The sequence below is a fragment of the Sorangium sp. So ce128 genome (assembly GCF_051525245.1).
In the GTDB taxonomy this organism is placed as follows: domain Bacteria; phylum Myxococcota_A; class Polyangia; order Polyangiales; family Polyangiaceae; genus Sorangium; species Sorangium cellulosum_B.
On record NZ_CP150313.1, the window covers coordinates 4371453 to 4389198 of the forward strand.

The 17746-nt window shown below is 72.9% G+C and carries 10 protein-coding genes; 4 read left to right on the forward strand and 6 right to left on the reverse strand.

The genetic code is table 11. The features are described from left to right. Positions 1–71: 71 nt before the first annotated feature. Genes WME82_RS16745 through WME82_RS16755 form a run of 3 tightly spaced genes read right to left on the reverse strand, consistent with a single transcriptional unit; the run spans position 72 to position 3423 of the window. Positions 72–1373 (reverse strand): DUF4147 domain-containing protein, encoded by a 1302-nt coding sequence (locus WME82_RS16745; RefSeq protein ID WP_438043639.1) that lies wholly within the window; start codon positions 1371–1373, stop codon positions 72–74. Further along, the gene (locus WME82_RS16750; RefSeq protein ID WP_438043640.1) at positions 1370–2092 is read right to left on the reverse strand and encodes a hypothetical protein; all 723 of its coding nucleotides are present in this window, start codon (positions 2090–2092) and stop codon (positions 1370–1372) included. The genes WME82_RS16745 and WME82_RS16750 overlap by 4 nt, the downstream gene beginning before the upstream one ends. Then, entirely contained in the window at positions 2092–3423 is a 1332-nt protein-coding gene (locus WME82_RS16755; RefSeq protein ID WP_437746468.1) for an HD domain-containing protein, read from the reverse strand. The genes WME82_RS16750 and WME82_RS16755 overlap by 1 nt, the downstream gene beginning before the upstream one ends. 1035 nt (positions 3424–4458) lie before the next feature. Here WME82_RS16755 and WME82_RS16760 point away from each other — a divergent pair. Then, a complete protein-coding gene (locus tag WME82_RS16760) occupies positions 4459–6576 on the forward strand; it encodes a hypothetical protein (protein WP_438043641.1) in 2118 nt (705 codons plus the stop codon). Positions 6577–6857: 281 nt separating this feature from the next. Continuing rightward, complete coding sequence (locus WME82_RS16765; protein WP_438043642.1) at positions 6858–8582, forward strand: protein kinase domain-containing protein; 1725 nt, start codon at positions 6858–6860, stop codon at positions 8580–8582. 39 nt (positions 8583–8621) lie between these two features. Here the strand turns inward: WME82_RS16765 and mutH are convergent, their stop codons facing one another. Further along, entirely contained in the window at positions 8622–9305 is a 684-nt protein-coding gene (gene mutH, locus WME82_RS16770) for a DNA mismatch repair endonuclease MutH (RefSeq protein WP_437746471.1), read from the reverse strand. A gap of 218 nt (positions 9306–9523) precedes the next feature. Continuing rightward, on the reverse strand, positions 9524–13069 hold the full coding sequence (locus WME82_RS16775; RefSeq protein ID WP_438044899.1) for a protein kinase domain-containing protein: 3546 nt from the start codon (positions 13067–13069) through the stop codon (positions 9524–9526). Between the two features lie 500 nt (positions 13070–13569). Here WME82_RS16775 and WME82_RS16780 point away from each other — a divergent pair, with 500 nt between their 5' ends. Continuing rightward, positions 13570–14757, forward strand: a complete 1188-nt coding sequence (locus WME82_RS16780; RefSeq protein WP_438043643.1) for an aminotransferase class V-fold PLP-dependent enzyme — start codon at positions 13570–13572, stop codon at positions 14755–14757. Between the two features lie 28 nt (positions 14758–14785). Here WME82_RS16780 and WME82_RS16785 read toward each other — a convergent pair whose 3' ends face one another. Beyond that, complete coding sequence (locus tag WME82_RS16785; RefSeq protein WP_437916342.1) at positions 14786–15643, reverse strand: metallophosphoesterase; 858 nt, start codon at positions 15641–15643, stop codon at positions 14786–14788. A gap of 177 nt (positions 15644–15820) precedes the next feature. On the opposite strand from WME82_RS16785, the gene WME82_RS16790 reads away from it, so the two are divergent. After that, positions 15821–17569 carry a phosphoenolpyruvate carboxykinase (GTP) gene (locus tag WME82_RS16790; RefSeq protein ID WP_438043644.1) on the forward strand — a complete coding sequence of 583 codons (1749 nt, stop codon included), beginning with the start codon at positions 15821–15823 and terminating at the stop codon, positions 17567–17569. Positions 17570–17746 lie beyond the last annotated feature (177 nt).

The following is a 17746-nucleotide window of genomic DNA, read 5'->3' on the forward strand; positions in this document are numbered from 1 at the left end:
GAGCTCGCCTCGTAGCCCGCGTCGCCGCGTGAGCTCACGCGCGCTGCCGCGCCGCAGCGCGCGCTGCCGCGTCAGCGTACGCGCGCGCCGCGGAGGAAGTCTCGCGCGACGATGTGCAAGTCCGTGAGGTTGTGACCTGTCGGGCCCGTCTCGACACGCGTGCCGAGCGCGCGGTGAACGACGGCGTCGTCGAAGCGCGCGAGCGCGGCGTCGATCGTGCGGTCGTCCATCGCGGCGGCTGCCGCGCGGGCAACGGCCGCTCCCGCCGCGCCGGAGCTGCCGTCGACGCCGTCGGAGGCCGCGCAGAGGAGCGCGACGTCCGGTGGCAAGCCGCGCAGGGCGGCGAGCGCGATCCATCCTGCGCGGCCGCCGGCGCCGCGGTGGGCCGACAGCGCCAGCGTCGGTTCGCACGGGATCACGGCCGCTTCACCGGGAGCGAGGGTGCGCGCGAGCGCGAGGCGACGCTCCACGATCGCGCGTGCGTCGCCGTCCTCGGCGGGGGCGGCGGTGGCGCGGAGCCCTGCCCTGCCGGCGAGGGCCGCCGCCACGCGCTCCGCGAGCTTGTCCGGATCGGCGAGCACGCGCGCTTCCAGGCGCCGCGCGTCCGCTGGCTTCAGCGACTCGCTGAACGCGGGCGTGAGCCGCGCGAACCGAGGGGCCCAGCGATCGAGCGCGGCGAGCGCCTCCTCCACGCGCGTCGGGTCCGGGACGGTGGGGCCCGAGCCGACGTCGTGCGGGAGTCCACCCACGACGTCGCTCATGAGCAGCGTCAGCACGCGCGCCGGGGCCGCCGCCGCCGCGAGCCGCCCACCCTTGATCCGCGACAGGTGACGGCGAACGAGGTTGACGTCCTGGATCGGCGCGCCTGCTTCCAGGAGCTCGGCGACGACGGCCTGCTTGTCCGCGAGGGACACACCCGGAGGCGGCGCGGCGAGCAGCGCCGAGGCGCCGCCGGAGAGGAGGGCGATCAACAGATCCTCGGGCCCGAGCGCGGCCGCGATGGCGAGGGCCGCTTCGGCCGCGTCCACGCTGTGCGCGTCGGGGATGGGGTGCGCCGCGCGCATCACGCGCAGCGGGCGCAGCGCGGTCTCCTCGGGGTCGGCCAGCGATGTCGTCTCATCGCGCGCGGCGAGCGCCGGGGCCGCGACGGTGATGACGAGCCCTCCGGCGATCCTGTCACCCCAGCGGCGGAGCGCCCCCTGGGCCATCCCGGGCGCCGCCTTCCCCGCCGCGATGACGAACACGCGGCCGCGGTGCGCTTCGGCCTCGGCGTCGAGCGCGCGCTCGACGAGCCCAGCTGGGTCGAGCTCTGTCAGCCCGGCGCGGAACGCGGCCACCAGCGCCGCGCGCAGCTCGCCGAGCGCGGCGCTCAACGGGTCCTCGCGCCGACCACGCCGCGCTGCGCCGCCCCCCGGGCGGGGGCGCGGTCGCCTGCGTCGACGAGGTGCGCGCGGAGGACGTGATGCCAGCCGAGCGTGACCGAGAGGAGCGCCCGCTGCGCATCGCGCGGGCCATCGTCGCCCGAGAGCTCCGGCCCGCGAAAGCGGAGCGCACCCCGCAGGCCGAGGAACGGGCCCGTGGCGTCTCCCAGGAGCGGCACGTCGAGCGACAGCGAGAGCTCCAGCCCAGGCTCCGCGGCGAGCCCGGCTCCGGGCGGCGCTTCCCAGAACGAGCCCACGCCGAGCGCCACGGAATCGATGAAGAGGTCGAGCCAGGGCGCGCTGCGCTCGAGATCGCTCGCATAGCGGGCGAGGAAGAGCGGCTGGATGAAGACGCCGGTCGCGATCGAGCGCGCGACGGGCGCTCCCTCTGCGCCGAGCGCGTCGGTGTAGTGCGCGTACACGCCGGCGGTCGAGAGGTACACCGCGGCGCCGCGCGCGCAGAGCGCCGGACCGCCGTCCGCGAACGAGGCGCCCGCGCCCGCGCGCAGATCGAGGTCTCCGTCCAGCCGGCCGTACGCGCCGTCGCCTTCCGCATGTGCCGCGGACGCCACCGCGAGCACCGCGAGCGCTGCGACGCTGGCGAGCGCTCTGGTGATGGCGCGGCGCGTGGGCTCGGACGATCCACGGGCTGCCTTGTTCCTGGTGGTCATCACCGTATCAGCGCCTCCCGCACCGTATCCCGCAGCTCGGGCGCGAAGAGGAGCCGGGTGCGTGTCATCGTCTCGTTGCGCAGCCGATCCAGCAAGAAGGACACCTCGGCGGGGCGCCGCGGACGCCCTTTGGAGTAGACGACCATGAGCGACCCGTCGTCGGCGTAGGGCGTGTCCTCGGCCACGTCGACGCCGACGTACACCTCCGGGTCGAGCCCGGCGCTCTGCGCGATCTCGCGCACGGTCTCAAGCGCTGCCGCGCGCCGGGCGTCGCGCTCGGCCGGCGACTCGCCGGGCTCCGGGAACAGCTCGACCGACTTGAAGAGCGAGCGCACGCGCAGGCGGCGGGCAAGATCGGACAGCACGGGATCGGGCGCCGCTTCCCACGCATGGATGGCCCCGAGCAGGACCTGATCGTCGAGCTCGAGGTACTGCTCCAGGGTGGGCATCTCGCCGACGGCCATCGCGGCGACGGCCGCGGGGACCTCGGGGATCCGGTCCCCGGCGGCGAGGCGGGTGACGACGCGCCGGAGGATGGCGCCGATCATCCACTCCGCGCTGCGCGTCGTCTTGTGGAAATAGACCTGCTGAAACATGAAGAAGCGGGCGAGCAGGAACGACTCTATCGCGCTCATCCCCTTCGTCCCGTCGATGGCGAGCGCGGGCGCTGGCGGGGCAGACGCGGCGCCGCCGCCGGGCATCTCCACCTGGACGTCGCTGAACCTGAGGCTGCGGAGCAGCCATGGCAGGTCGTACTCGCCGTACCTGACGCCCGTCGCGTGCGCGTCGCGGAGCAGGTAGTCGCAGCGATCGACGTCAAAGGTGCCGCTCACCGCCTTGGCGAGGTACGGCAGCTCGTGCCGTCCGCCGATGAGGTCGGCGACCCGCTGCGGGAGGTAAGGATCCTGGCGCACGAGCACCTGGTGCACGTCCGAGGACGGGTCGAGCAGGATGCGCTCGGTCCAGCGCTCGTGGTGGAGCGCACCCGGCATGGCCTCCTCGAAGAGATGCGACAGCGGGCCGTGGCCGAGATCGTGCAGGAACGCTGCGGCGATCGCGTCGCGCGCGCGGTCGCTGGTCACTCTCTGCCAGAACGGAAGGTCGCGATCGATTTGACGGAGCCTCGCGATCAGGAGGCGCATCACGTGGGCGGCCCCGAGCGCGTGCGAGAAGCGGGTGTGCTCGGCGCCCGGGAAGGCGAGCGACGTCAGCCCGAGCTGACGGATGCGCCGCAGCCGCTGCACCTCGCGAGCGCCGAGCAAGCGCGGAACGATGGCCGCTTCGCCGCTCTCGAACTCGATCAAGCCGTGGACTGGGTCGCGCAGAATCAAGATGGGTCTCCACTCGACGCCATGGGCGCAAACGGCGCCGAGTCACTCAGGAGTCGCCTGATGGCGTCGATCTGCGGGCGTGCGCGCAGGGGGGAGGGCTCATTGCTTCGGGCGTGCGGTGTGGAGCACAGCATGGTGCGCCTCGAACAGGGGCGGGAAATCAAGGAGGTATGCGACGTTCCCACGTGGGCCCGCGGGAAGGCAAGCGCGGCTCGTCGCCGAGCCTTCCTGGTGAGCGATCCAGCGAACCGGTCGGCTCCGCCTGACGAGGACGGCAGGCGCGCGCCATCGAGGCGCCATGAGCGTGGCGTGCGACGGAATCCGCGCGACGGGGCCAGCCACGCCGAGGCGGAATCGCGCGGCGGACGTCGTGCGGCCGACGTCACGGACGTCGCCAACGTCGAGCGAGGGGCCAATCGTGTCGAGCGTCGCGTGAGGCGAAGGCGCGCGTGGCGCACCACGGCACCGCGAACGCTGTCCCGCGGCCGCATGCGATTGCGTACGAGCGCGTGTGATTGCGTGCGGTTGCGTGCGGCTTCGTGCGGTCGCGGTACACGAGACGAGCGCGCGAGATGCGCGGCTGAGATGCCTGAGGCGAATCGGGCGAACAGCGCGTGACCATGCGAGGAACGTGGGAGGAACGTGCGAGGACGACGCGAAGAACGCGCGACGACGACGTGAACCACATCGGGGTGAACAGACGAAGAACAGACGCGAACAGACGAAGGGCAGACGAAGGGCAGACGAAGAACAGACGCGAACAGACGCGAACAGACGAAAAGGAGGCGCCGCGATGCCAGCGAGCGAAATTGTGATCGGAGAAAATTGTGTTCGGGGGAGGAAAGTGCTCGATTTCTTGAAGCTGGACGAGCATCCTGGTGTACGGTAGGAGGCTGACTATTCCGTTGGTTAACGCGGGTCATCGGATATCCGGGAGATCAAGTCGAGCGCATGACCACGACCAACGGACGACAGTCGGGGCGGGAGCATCCCGCAGATGAGGAGCAAGGTCGGGTGACACGCGAATCGGGAGGCATGGCGAGCAGTGATGATGCTGAGCTCGACGAGTCGCCGAGGCGGCTCGACGCCATCCTTCGCGCGCTCCCAGAGTCGGAGCTCAAGGGCCTCATCACACGCATGGGGATCCGTATCGACGCTGCGAAGCGCATCGACGCGCCTTCCCAGGCGGCGCGGGCGCTGGTCGGCCTCCCCGACGTGCGCGACCCGTCGCGGCTCCCGACCGCCAGCCGCGAGCTGCTCCATCGCATCGCCGAGGCGGGCGGTGTGCTCGTCGTCCCCTCGCTCCCGGCCGGCCTCGAGCCGCTCATCGCCCGTGGCGTCGTCTACGCGCGCAAGACCGACGAGGGCATCGAGCTCGTGCTCCCGGCGGCGTTCCTGGTCCAGCTGAAGAGCTGGGAGAGCGAGGACCCTCGGGCGATCCGGGCGCTGCTCGCGCAGGCGCCCTTCGAGACGATGAGCGCGATCGCGACGCACTACCTCGGCCGCCCGGCCACGCCGCCCATCGCGCTGTCCCTCGAGAACGCGTGGGAGACGCTGAGCGATCCGGAGCGGCTCCGCGAGGAGATCGATCGCCTCGCGCCCGTCGAGCGCCGCCTGCTCGAGTCCATCGAGGCCGTCGGCGGCGAGGTGGACACGCAGGAGCTTCTCGATCTGGAGCGGGAGCCGATGCGCCTGCGCAGCGCGAGCGGGGTGACGGCGAGCCGCCGCGGCGCGGGCTTCGCGCTCGAGCGCCGCGCCTTCCTCATCCCGATCCATCCGAACCGGCACGTCGTGCCGACCGAGGTGGCCGCCATCGTCGGCGCGGATCGCCGCCGGATGCGCGAGAAGCGGCGCGAGCAGATCCGGTCGTTCGTCCTGGAGGAGGATCACGCCCCGCGGCGCGCTCGCTTCGCCTCGGATCCCGGGATGCTCGCGCTGGCGCTCGCGTACTGCGTGCGCGAGCCCGGCAGCGACGTGCGCCCCGGCGTCGGGACGCCGCGCTCGCTGCTCGTCCGGCTCGCGCAGCGCTTCGGGCGGGACGTCGAGGGCGTCGCGCTCGTCGCAGCGCTGTCGCGCGCCGTCGGGCTCTGGGACGCATCCGCCGCGTCGCCGGCGACGCCGCCCGGCTCGCTCCAGGTGCAGGAGCTGACGCCGCTCCTGTTCACGACGTGGCGCCGCGGCGGCGCGTGGGATGAAGCGCGCGCCGAGCGGGAGGTGCTCCGGGTCGCGTCGGACAACCGCGACGCGAGCCCCATCGGGGCGCTCCGCGAGATGGTGCTCGATGCGCTGCACGACCTCGGCGAGGGCCGCTGGGTCCCCTGGCAGTCGCTGCAGGGCTACCTGGCGGCGGACGAGCGCATCGCCGGGGTCGAGCGGCTGGTCCGCCGCTGGGCCGAGCGCGCCTCGGTCGAGGCGCCGGAGGTCCCCGACATCACGCGGCGGATCGCGCTGGAGTCGCTGCCGGCGCTCGGGATCATCGATCTCGGCGGGGCCGAGGACGTGGCCAGCGCGGAGCTGGCGGTCCGGCTGACGCCGCGCGGGCGGGCGCTCCTCGCGGGCTCCGCGCCGAGCTCGGACAACAGCAAGAGCAAGTTCGTCGAGGCGCACGCGCTGCGCGTCGGCCTGAGCGCCAAGGTCGCTGCCGTGCTCGGGCTCTCGTCGTTCGCGGAGATCGGCCGCGTCGGCGATCAGGTCGATCTCCTGCTCACGCCGCCGTCGATCGCGCGTGCGCTGTCGGTGGGCCTCGACAGCGACGCCCTGCGCTCTCGCATCGAGGCGGTCGCGCCGCTGCCGGACACCATCTCGCGCATGCTCATCCAGGCGAGCGTCGTCATCGGCAAGGCGAGCTTCGTCGGCGCGTCGGGCTTCCTCTGGATCGAGGATCCCGAGATCCGCGAGCTGCTCCGCACGCGGAGGCCGGCGGCCGAGATGTTCGTCGATCCGTCGCCCCCCTCGGGCTTGCTGATCGAGGCGGGGGTCGATCTGGAGCGGCTCATCCGTCGCTGCCGCGCGCTCGGCGTCGAGATCGAGGCCGATCTCGGCAACCTCAAGGCGACGCGGCAAACCCCGGCGCACGGCACCGAGGGACCGCACCGGACCTCCTCGACGGCGAACATGCGCCGATCCCGGACTCCGCCGGCGCGCACCCGTTGAGCTCGCTGTCAACCGGCATCGAGAGGCCATGAGCGCGGGCCGACCGCTGAGCCGAACCTGAAGGAACGGCCTGGCGGTCATCGGCGCTCACAATCGGACCGGAGGGGCGCGTCGTCCGGATGCGGCGGTGCGTGAGGCGCGCAGGCTGGCCCTGGGCTGCGCTTGATTCCGCCTGTTCCGCGCCGGCGTCCCACCTGGGAGGCGGTTTTTCGCAGCTCTTTGCATTCCTGCGGCGTGAGGGGAATCGCTTCGGAGAAGCGCGACGTGTATACCTTAGCTCGATGGCGTCCTCCTCTGGTGAGCCGGACTCGACCGAAGGAGAAGTCTCGGTCGGCCCGGAGACGGCTGCGTTTCCGCTCGGCCCGGGGGAACCGAAGGCTGACAACGTCTACACGATTGCGCCTGGCACCGTCATTGCGCGCAAGTACCGCGTCGAGCGCACGATCGGCCGTGGGGGCATGGGCCTCGTGGTCGAGGCGCTGCACCTCGATCTCGATACGCGTGTCGCCATCAAGTTCCTGCTCCCGGAGTTCATGTCGTACACCGAGGCGTCGGAGCGGTTCATGCGCGAGGCGCGTACGGTCGCCAAGCTGCAGACGCACCACGTCGTGCGCGTGCTCGACGTAGCCGCGCTCGACAGCGGCGAGCCGTACATGGTGATGGAGCTGCTCGACGGCGTGGACCTCGCGGGCCACGCCGCCGAGGCGGGCACGCTCGCGATCGGCGAGTGCATCGATCACATCGTCCAGGCGTGCGAGGCGCTCGCGGAGGCGCACGCGCTCGGGATCGTCCACCGCGATCTGAAGCCGGCGAACCTGTTCCTGACGAAGCGCCCGGACGGCGCCCCGCTCATCAAGGTGCTCGACTTCGGCGTCTCGAAGATCCTCACCGGCGACACGGGCAACGTCTCGCTCACGCAGACGACCACGATCCTCGGGTCCGCGCTCTACATGTCCCCCGAGCAGATGCGCTCCTCGAAGAGCGTCGATCCTCGCACCGACATTTACGCGCTCGGCGTGTGCCTCTTCGAGATCATCGGCGGCAGGCCGCCGTACGTGGCCGACAGCTTCCCCGAGCTGTGCGCGAAGATCTACACGTCGCCGCCCGAGGCGCTCCAGGACCTCCGCCCCGAGGTGCCGGAGGGCCTCGTCGAGGTGATCGAGAAGTCGATCGCGCGCGAGCCGGAGGATCGCTTCCAGTCGATCGCGGAGTTCGTTCAGGCGCTCGCGCCGTACGCCGCTCCGGGCACGCGCACGACCATCGGCGGGATCCTTCGCCAGCACGCCGTGGAGCTCGACCTGCCTCCGCCGGCCTCGCGGGCGGCCATGACGCGGACCTCGCGCGCCTCGCGCACGAGCAGCGGCGGGCCGTCGGTGAGCGACAGGGGCGCGCGCACGGGCAGCTCTACGCCTCCGGTGGAGGAAGAGGCCCCGCGCCGCGGGCGCACGCTGCTCTACGTGGGGGTCGGGGCCGTCGCCGTCCTCGTGGGCGCGTGGGGCGCGCTCCAGTTCCAGCGCAGCCGCTTCGCCGTGGGAGGGAGCGAGGCGATCGCTCCGGCGGACGCGCCTTCGTCAGGCGACACCGCGGCTCCCGGCGCGCCGACGGCGACGGCGCCTCAGGCGCCAGACACGGCCGCCGCGATCCCGACGGTGGCTGTCCCTGCGGCCACCGCAGCGATCGCTGACGCGGGCGCGAGCGCGGCGAGCGCGAGCGAGGTGGACGCAGGCGCATCGGATGCGGGCGTCAGCTCCACCGAGACAGCGGCGGATGCGGGGAGCGGGCCGTCCGCAGCGAGGACGGCGTCGCCGAGCGCCAGCGCTGGCAAGCCGCCGCGCGCCGGCGCGGGCGGGCGAGGGCGCACGCGCCCGACGGAAGCTGGGGGAGCTGCCGTGGATGCGCCGGCGCCGCCGCGCACCGTCACCCCGACCGTGAACGATGATCTCTCGCTGGAGACATGCACCGCCACGATGCCGGACGGCTCCAAGAAGGTCGTCCCCTGCAAGTGACGCGCGCCGGGGCCGCCCGTGTGCGGCGGGGCTCTCCGGTCACGCCGGGATCGCGGCCGGATCGCTGAGGATCGCGCCGGTGAAGCTGGGGCGCAGGTAGAAGCCGCGCGGCAGCGCGGCGATCATCTCCCCGTCGCGTCCGAACGCGAGCGTCCGCGAGCGCCCGCTCGCGGCCTTCGGCCGCACCTGGAGCCAGCGCCCCGCGTGCGCGGTGAGCGCCTCGACGGCGCCGATGCCGATGAGCCCCATCAGGTCCTCGAAATCGGCGCGCAGGACGCGCTCCTGCGCGTCCGTCGGCTGCCAGAGCCGCGGGGCGCCCAGCCGTCGCTCCTCGCTCGGCCGGCCCGGAGCGGCGATGATCGGGACCCAGAGCACACAGGCGAGCTTCGCGCGAGCGCGCGACGTCTCCCACTCCGCACGATCTGCGTCCGACAGCGAGATCGAGCAGACGAACGTCGACTCCTGCGGCGCCCCGGTGACCTCGACGGGGATCGTCTTGAGCTCGATCCCGAGGTGGGGAAAATCGGGCCTCGATGTCGAGCCGGCCGTCGCGCCGAGCGCGCGCTCGACGAGCGCGCCGGCGGCGCCCTTCGTGCGCACGCCGCCTCGGGGCACGGCGCAACCGAGCGCGCGTGCGAGATCGGCGAGCGTCAGGCCGGCGAGCGCGGCCGCCCGGCACCGGAGCTCGGCTTCGTCGCGAGGCGGTTTCAGCGCAGAGATCAACGACGCCGCCCTTAGAGCATCGCGGGGCGCGACTCCAGCGCCCAGCCGCGATCGAGAAAGGTTGGCCGCCGGGGTGCGCCGGGACGTCGATGGGGATCGAGCAGCGCTGACCCGGGGGCCATGGCGGCCTGATACGCGGCCCCCCCGAACGCGCCGCCGAGAAACAACCTACTGCTTAAATCCTTCTTTGAGCCGACAGGATTCAGAGGAAAAACGCATCAGGAACTTCCTGTATGGACTTTCCGAGGTCCACCGGTGCTGGGCCTGGCAGCCCGCTCGTCGTCGAGCGGCCATCTCAGGTCAGCGAGCTGGCCGGTGATCCGCAGCAGCATTTCCCTCAGGGAGGAGGCGTTCGCGCGATCGTTCGGGTTGTGTCGTAAACAGGCATACATGAACGCCGCGATGTCTGCGGTCCTCGGATCGTCGGCGATGCGCTTGATCGGCGCAGGGAGCCCGTCGTGCGTGACGTGCGCCGTGATGAGCGCGACCTCGGTGGGCGCGTCGAACAGCGTCTTGCCGGTGAGGATCTCGTAGGCGAGGCAGCCGAAGCTGTAGACGTCGGCCGTGAGCGGGGTGGGCGTGACCCCGGCGGGGACGACGCCCCAGATTTCCGGGGCGCCGTAGCATCCGGTGGCGCAGCCGGGGCGGATGTGGCGGCCGGCGAGGCCGAAATCGACGAGCACGGGTTCGCGTCCCCCTCGCAGGATCACGTTCGTCGGCTTGATGTCGAGGTGTCCGACGCCGACGGCGTGCATGGCTTCCAGCCCGGCGAGGATGCCGTCGAGCAGCGCCACCGCGCTCCGCGAGGTGAGGCCTCGAGCGTCGAGCAGCTTGTCGCAGCGGATGCCCTCGATGAGCTCCATCACGAGGATCGGCTTGGGGCGGGCGCCCGCGTCGAACGTGACGAAGCCGGCGAGGTTCGGGTGATCGGGCAGCGAGAGCAGCGCGCCCGCCTCCTCCCGGAACAGGCGGAGAAAGTCGGCTTCCGAGACGCTCCTGGCCGCCGTGTGATCGTACTCCGGCACCTTGAGGGCGAAGCGCTCCGCCGACGGATCGTGTCGTTCCTCGGTGCGGGTGACGACGAACACCGTCCCCAGCGAGCCGCCGCCGAGCTGGCGGTGCACGTAGAAGCCGCCGAGCGTGCGCCGGCTCGGCAGCCACGCGGGCAGCGGCTGCTCGGGCAGGGCGACCCCGCTTGGCGCGCTCTGCCGCCGGACCGGGAGCAGCTGGACGCGCGGGACGACGAGGGCGACCACATCGGCGAGCGCGCTCGGGATGCTCGCGCGCGCGGCCGAGACGAGCGCCTCGATCGGCGCGGCGACGCTCGGCTCCGCGTCGCCTTCCTCCTGCAGCGCGACCTCGATGGCGAGGCGCAGCGGCTCGGTCGCGCCGGAGGGCGCGGAGGCCGGGTGCTCCCCGCAGCGCCGGCGCGCGCCCGCGGTCAGCTGAGCGAGGCGCGTCAGGGCTTCCTCCAGGGCGGCGAGCGGCGAGGCGTCCACGTCGCCGTCACCCGCGCCGGTCAGCGCGCTGAGCGCGCGGGCCGCGTTCATCGCTCCGAGCGCGCGCGCGAGGCGGGCGAGCGCGCCCCGCACGATCTCCGTGCGCTGCGACGCGCCCGCAGGGAGCGCCGTGACGAGCGCCTCGATGGCGGCGATGCGCTCGAGCGCCACGCGCGCGCGCTCGGCCTCGGCGAGCTCCGCGTCGAGGCCGCCTTGCCGGGTCGACCGGCGCGAGGCCGCGGCGTCGCCCTCCGGCGCGCGCGCGCCGCCCTCGCGCCCGCCGCGCGCGAACCGCGCGTAGGCGCGCAGCAGCTGGGCGACGTCCGGGTGCATGCTCGCCTGACCGAGCACGTCGAGGTCGTCGGGGTCGCCGCCGCGCATCGCCGCGTGCAAGAAGATGTCGGCCGCGTCGGCGGCGCCTTCGCGCACGAGCGCGTCGAGGCCGCGAGCGACCGAGGCGGCGATGGCGCGGCGGAGCGACGAGCCGCGTTCGGCGCGCAGCCGGTCGAGCAGCACGCCGATGGCGCCCGTCCAGCGGGCGAGCACCCGCGCCTTGAGCTCTGGCTCGCTGCCGAAGTCGGTGCTCTCGCCGTCGATCAGGTGGATGAGCGCGCGCAGGTTGCGCTGGTGCACGGTGACGTGCAGGGGCGGCGAGGCGTTCGCCCGGGCGGCGGGCCCCTCGGCGCGGAGCAGCCAGCGGGCGAGCCGCTCGTCGAGATCGTCCAGGGACGCGACCCCGGTCGCGTCCTCGCTCGGCCGCCGGTTCAGGAGGAGGAGGCTCTTCAGCAGGCCGGAGCCGAGCAGCTCGGCGTCCAGCTCGCGCACGAGCCCCACCGCGGCCCTGCGCGCCGCGGTGCTCTGCGCGTCGTCGTGCTCGCAGAGCTCGATCTCCTCGAGCGCGCCCACCACCTCGGTCGCGAGGGCGTAGGCCTCGAGCGCGCGGCCGTGCGCGTCGCGCGGGCCGGTCTCGACGAACGCCGCGACGGCGCTGTCGAGCGCGCCGCGCAGCAGCGCCACCCCGGCGCCGTCCATCGAGAGGTCGCGGTGGATGACGCGCGCCAGCGCCGCGAGCCCGTCGTCGCGGACGTGCGCGCTGGGCGGGGCCTCGAGCGCGTCCTCAAGCGCGCGGGCGCAGCGCGCCGCGGCGCGGGCGCCGAACGGCTCGCCGCGGCTCATCACGCCGCGCAGCTCGCGCCGGAGCTCGACGATCGCCTCGGCGGTCGCCATCGGGGACGTGCGCGCGATCTCGTCGAGCAGCGCGTCGGCGGCCTCAGGCTCCGCGTCGGCCGCGACGGGGAGCCCCCAGGCCATCGCCGTGGCGATCCCCGGGTCCGCGGCGAGCAGCGGGCTCCGGAGGAGATCGATCGCGCGTCCGAGCGCGCCGTCCGGATCCACGGCGATGCTCGCGGCCAGCGACGCCGCGCCGCGCCGCCACTCGGTGGGGGAGAGATCCTGGGCGAGCAGCGCGCGCACCTCCTCGGCGAAGTCGGGCAGCACCCCGGCGAGCATCCCGCGCGCCGCGGCGACGTGGCGCCACACGAGCGGCTCGCGATCGGCGAGGAGCGTCTGCCAGGCGAGCGCGATCCCGTCGGCGCTGCGGTCGAGGTCGCGCCGCCGCCCGTCGCCGACGTTGCGGAACAGCCGGAGCGGGAGGTCGTCGCCCTGCATGGCCCGGCGGGTCGCCTCGCGGGCGGCGCGCTCGATCAGGCGCGCGGCGAGCCGTCGCTCCGGGAGCGAGCCGGTCGACGGCGCGGCGATCCAGTCGCGCGACAGCTCGCGCCGCGAGGCGAGCAGGAGCGCGAGCGGTTCGACCGGGATGTCGGTGCCGGCGGGGAGCCAGAGCGCGAGCATCACGCGGGCGCGGATCCCCGCCCCGGACAGGCCGCGGGCCGAGCCGGCCGCCATGCGCGTCGCGAGGGCGACGAACGTCGCTGCGTTGCCGGCATAGAGCTGTCCCAGGACGCGCCTGCCCAGCTCGCGCCGCTCCGGCCCGAGCGGGAGCGCCCCGGCGATCTCGTAGAGCGCCACGCTCGCCGCGGCCGGCGCGAGCCAGCTCAGATCGTCGAGCAGCCCGTCGGCCATGGCGGTCTGGACGCTCCGGAGCAGGCCATCCGGGCTGAGGGAGTCGAGCGGGGTCGATCCATCGAGCGCATCGACCAGCGCCAGCGAGGCGATCGTCTGCCGGAAGAGCGCGCGCCGGACGTTCGGGTCGTCGTGGGACGTGAGGTCGACGAGCCCTTCGAGGTATTCCGCGCGCGGTCGCATCGGCAAGTTGCGCAGTCTAGCGCGCCGACGCGCCGGCCCCCCTCCCGCGCCGCAGCAATCCTCGCCCGTCATGGAACCTCCCATCCCGACCCGGAGCGCGTGCCGCTCCACATGGCTCCGAGAGAGCTACCTCCCCCTACGATGATCGGACCGGCCGGAGGCGCGCCCCCGCCGCGCGCTCCGCCGCCTCGCCCCGGCGAGCACGACATGGCGGGGCGAGGAGCCAGCCCCGTTGATGCTCGATTTCGTGCAGAAGCGGGTCCTCTCGCGTCCGGCCGCCTGGGCCGTCGGCGCGCGTGGGGTAGATGGCAGAGCGGCCCAGACCGATCCACGCGCGTTGAGGACGCAATCCACGCATCCTGCGCAACGCACCGCACCCCACGGACCGACTGGGTGGAAGTGGGCATCGAAGTGAGTTAAGCGGCAGCGCGTGCGGGGCCTCGTCGCCCTGCGAGTTCGCCGCGCGACGCCGCGACCGAAGAGCTGGAATGCAAGGAGACGTGGAACAGAGCTTCTCTCTCGACCTCGACGCGTTTCGCGCGGCGTACTCACGGTTCCTCGCGCCGGCGGGGGACGCGGCGCCGCGCATCCTGCTCACGGGGCACTCCCACCAGGCCTGGCCGGATGTGGCGCGCGACGCGCTCTGCGCATGCTTCGACGACGCCGCTCAGCTCGTCGACGGCAAGTGGGACGCCGCGGTGTTGCCCAAGCTCGCGGCGGTCGGCGCGGCGATCCTGGAGCGGATGGGCTTCGAGCGCGGCGACGCCATCGCCTTCGGCCAGAACACCCACGAGCTCGTCTACCGGCTGATCACGTCGCTCCCTCGGCGCGAGCGGCTCCGGATCGTCACCACGCAGGGCGAGTTCCACTCGCTCAGGCGCCAGCTCGCCCGCCTCGCCGAGGAGGGCGTCGAGATCGACTGGGTGAGCGTCGAGCCGCGCCACGCGCTCGCCGACCGGCTGCTCGCCGCGCTCCGGCCGGGCACCTCGATGCTCGCGATCTCGGCCGTGCTCTTCGAGAGCGCGACGGTGGTGCCGCGGCTCGACGAGATCGTCGCGCGCGCGGCCGAGATCGGCGCCGTCCCGCTCGTGGACGCCTACCACGCGTTCAACGTCGTCCCGCTCGCGTGGGGCAGCGCCGCGCCTCACGTGTTCTCGGTCGCGGGGGGCTACAAGTACGCGGCGATGGGCGAGGGGATCTGCTGGATGCGCGTCCCGCACGGCTGCGGGCTGCGCCCGGTCTTCACCGGTTGGTTCGCCGACTTCGGCTCGCTCGCGGGCAGCAGCGGCGGCGTCGCGTACGCGCCCGGGGGCGCGCGATTCGCGGGCTCCACGTTCGACCCCTCCGCGCTCTACCGCGCCGCCGCGGTGATCGAGCACTGGGATCGCTTCGGCCTCACCGTCCCGCGGCTGCGCGCGATATCGCTCCGGCAGACCGGGCGCATCCTCGACCTCCTCGACGCCGCGGGCCGCGGCGGCGACGTCGTCTCGCCCCGCGAGCTCGAGCGCCGGGGCGGCTTCGTCGGCGTGCGCTCGGCGCGAGCGGGCGACGTCGTGGAGCGCCTCCGCGCCCGGCGCGTGCTCGTCGACGCCCGGCGCGACGTGCTCCGCATCGGCCCCGCGCCTTACCTCACCGACGCCGAGATCGACCAGGGCGTCGCGGCCCTCGTCGAGGAGCTCGGTCGCTAGCGCCCTGGCGACGTTCTCGTCGGGACGATCAGGGTTCGCTGTGGACGCGCGGCGCGTCGGGGTACAGCGACCGGAGCCCACGCCAGGCGACGTCGGCCGCGCTCTCCGCGGGCTCGGCGAGATCCCACTCCAGGTAGAGCTTGTCGCCGTCATAGCAACCGAAGCTCGTCGACAGGCAGAGCAGCGGCTCGCGCTCGGTGGCATACCCCTCGCGCGCGACGTCGTGCCCGTAGATCGCCACACGAGCGTCCGGGTCGATCGCGCGGAGGAAGGCATAGGCGCGGTCGCTCGATGTGCTCCGCGCCCAGAGCAGCGCGCCGAGCGTCCCGTGCAGGCTCATCTCCGAGAGCGGTACGTCGAGGAACCCGTCGAGCGGGAGCCGATCGAGATCTTGCCGGCTCTGGATGCGGGCGTGCGGCGCCGCGTGGAGCATGACCAGCCGGGCCGCGCGCGCGGCCGCCACGAACGGCCACCCGCGGAACCAGCTTCGCATCGCCAGCGTGTCCTCCGGGCCGAGGAGATCTTCGAGCCGCAGCGCCTCGTCCGGGAAGAATTTCGCCACCACCGGACCTCCCACGTGCGCGTGCTCGTGGTTTCCGAGCAGGTAGTGAACCCTGCCGGGGTGGCGTTCCGCGAGACTCCTCGCCTTTTTCAGCAAGGTCACGGAATCGCCCCGGTAGAACGAGCCCAGGTAGTCGGGCCATTCACCTTCGTCGAGCTCGGGCCCGTGGACCAGGTCGCCCGTGATCACGAGGACCGCGCCGTCACGGCCGGTCGCCGCGTGCTCGAAGATCTCGGCGATTCGCTCGAAATCCGCGACATTGCCCTGGAAGTCGGTGGCGACGATGAGTCTGCCCCGATCAGGGAGGTCGACGACACGCTGCACGTCTCCAGCATAGCCGAACGTCCCTGCGTTCGCCTCGCGTGAACTGAGCCCATCCGACGCGTGAACGCCGGCCGGCCGCCACGCCACGCCCTCTGCCAGATCATCCAGATTTGACGAAGTATTACAATAGTACTGTGACTTGGCGGAGGTTCCCGCTCAGGCTAGGCTCGCAGTCGTATGCAAAACCGGAAACTTTCAGCGTGGGTGGACGAGGTCGCCCATCAGACGCGGCCTGATCGGGTCGTCTTCTGCGACGGCTCCGAGGCGGAGAACCGAACGCTGATCCAGGGGATGCTGAGCGACGGTACGCTCCTCGCGCTCGACGGGGAGAGATACCCCAACTGCTATCTTCACCGGAGCGACCCGACCGACGTCGCCCGGACTGAGCACCTCACGTTCATCTGCACTCGCGACAAGGAAGACGCAGGCCCGACGAACAACTGGATGTCGCCGGACGAGGCCTCGCAGCGGGTCGGACGGCTGTTTGACGGGGCGATGAAGGGGCGGACGATGTTCGTCGTCCCGTATTTGATGGGCCCAGTGGGATCGCCCTCGGCGAAGGTCGGAATCGAGATCACCGACAGCCCTTATGTCGTGGCGAGCATGCGGATCATGACCCGTATGGGCCGGGTCGCGCTCGATGCGCTGGGCAGCTCGGATGACTTCTGCAGGGGGCTGCACTCGCTCGGGGACCTGAGCCCCGAGCGCCGCTTCGTCTGCCATTTCCCGGCGGAGCGGCTCATCTGGAGCGTCGGCTCCGGGTATGGGGGCAACGCGCTGCTCGGGAAGAAGTGTTTCGCGCTGCGCATCGCGAGCACGATGGCGCGCGACGAAGGGTGGTTCGCGGAGCACATGCTCATCCTCGGCCTGGAGGACCCGGGAGGGCGGGTGACGTACGTCTGCGCGGCGTTCCCGAGCGCCTGCGGGAAGACGAACCTCGCCATGCTCGTGCCGCCGGCGTCCCAGAAGGGGTGGAAGGTGTGGACCGTCGGCGACGACATCGCCTGGCTGCGGATCGGCCGGGATGGCCGGCTCTGGGCGATCAACCCCGAGGCCGGCTTCTTCGGCGTGGCGCCGGGGACGAGCTCGAGGACGAACCCGAACGCCCTGGCGACGCTGGCCAGGAACTCGATCTTCACGAACGTGGCGCTCACGCCGGAGGGGACGCCGTGGTGGGAAGGCTTCGACGGTCCGGTGCCGCCCGTGCTGACCGACTGGAGGGGACGCCGGTGGACGCCCGACAGCGGGGAGCCCGCGGCGCATCCGAACAGCCGGTTCACCGCGCCGGCCCGCCAGTGCCCGTCCATCTCGACGGAGTTCGACGCCCCAGCGGGCGTGCCCATCTCGGCCATCGTCTTCGGCGGACGGCGCGCGCGGCTCGCGCCGCTCGTCTGCGAGGCGCGCGGCTGGGCCCACGGCGTCTATCTGGGCGCGACGATGGCCTCGGAGACGACCGCGGCCGCCACCGGGAAGGTCGGGGTCGTCCGCCGCGACCCGATGGCGATGCGCCCCTTCTGCGGATACAACATGGGCGATTACTTCCGGCACTGGATCGAGCTCGGCGAGAACCGCGCGGCGTTCCCGAAGATCTTCCACGTGAACTGGTTCCGGCAGAGCGAGGCGGGCGCGCTCCTCTGGCCAGGCTTCGGCGAGAACCTCCGCGTCCTGCGCTGGATCGTCGCGCGCGTGCGCGGGGAGGCGAAGGGACACGACACCGCGGTCGGGATCATGCCCACCGACGGCGAGCTCGACACGAGCGGCCTCGGCGTGAACGACGAGGCAATGCGCGAGCTCTTCGCCATCGATCGCGACGCGTGGCTGGAGGAGGCGCGCGATCGCGAGGCGTTCCTGGAGTCGTTCGGCTCGCGTATGCCCGAGGCGCTGCTCCGGCAAAACCGGGATCTCATGGCCCGGATCCGGGCGTGAGCTAGCGCCGTCGAGAGCGGTTCACGCGCGGTTCAGGCCACGCACCGCCGCGAGGCCCGAATGGCCCCGGCCCGAAGGCTCGCGGTCGCGACGCGCGAACCCTGCACAGGAGCACCCCGGCGCTCGACGCCCCAGGCCGCGCGCGGCCCAGGAAGTGAGCCGCGCGCCCGCGCCAGC

Excerpts from the sequence above, each read along its gene's own strand:
- WME82_RS16790 (WP_438043644.1), top strand. The coding sequence starts at position 15,821 with ATGCAAAACCGGAAACTTTCAGCGTGGGTGGACGAGGTCGCCCATCAG.
- WME82_RS16760 (WP_438043641.1), top strand. The coding sequence starts at position 4,459 with ATGGCGAGCAGTGATGATGCTGAGCTCGACGAGTCGCCGAGGCGGCTC.
- WME82_RS16765 (WP_438043642.1), top strand. The coding sequence starts at position 6,858 with ATGGCGTCCTCCTCTGGTGAGCCGGACTCGACCGAAGGAGAAGTCTCG.
- WME82_RS16775 (WP_438044899.1), bottom strand. The coding sequence starts at position 13,069 with ATGCGACCGCGCGCGGAATACCTCGAAGGGCTCGTCGACCTCACGTCC.
- WME82_RS16750 (WP_438043640.1), bottom strand. The coding sequence starts at position 2,092 with ATGACCACCAGGAACAAGGCAGCCCGTGGATCGTCCGAGCCCACGCGC.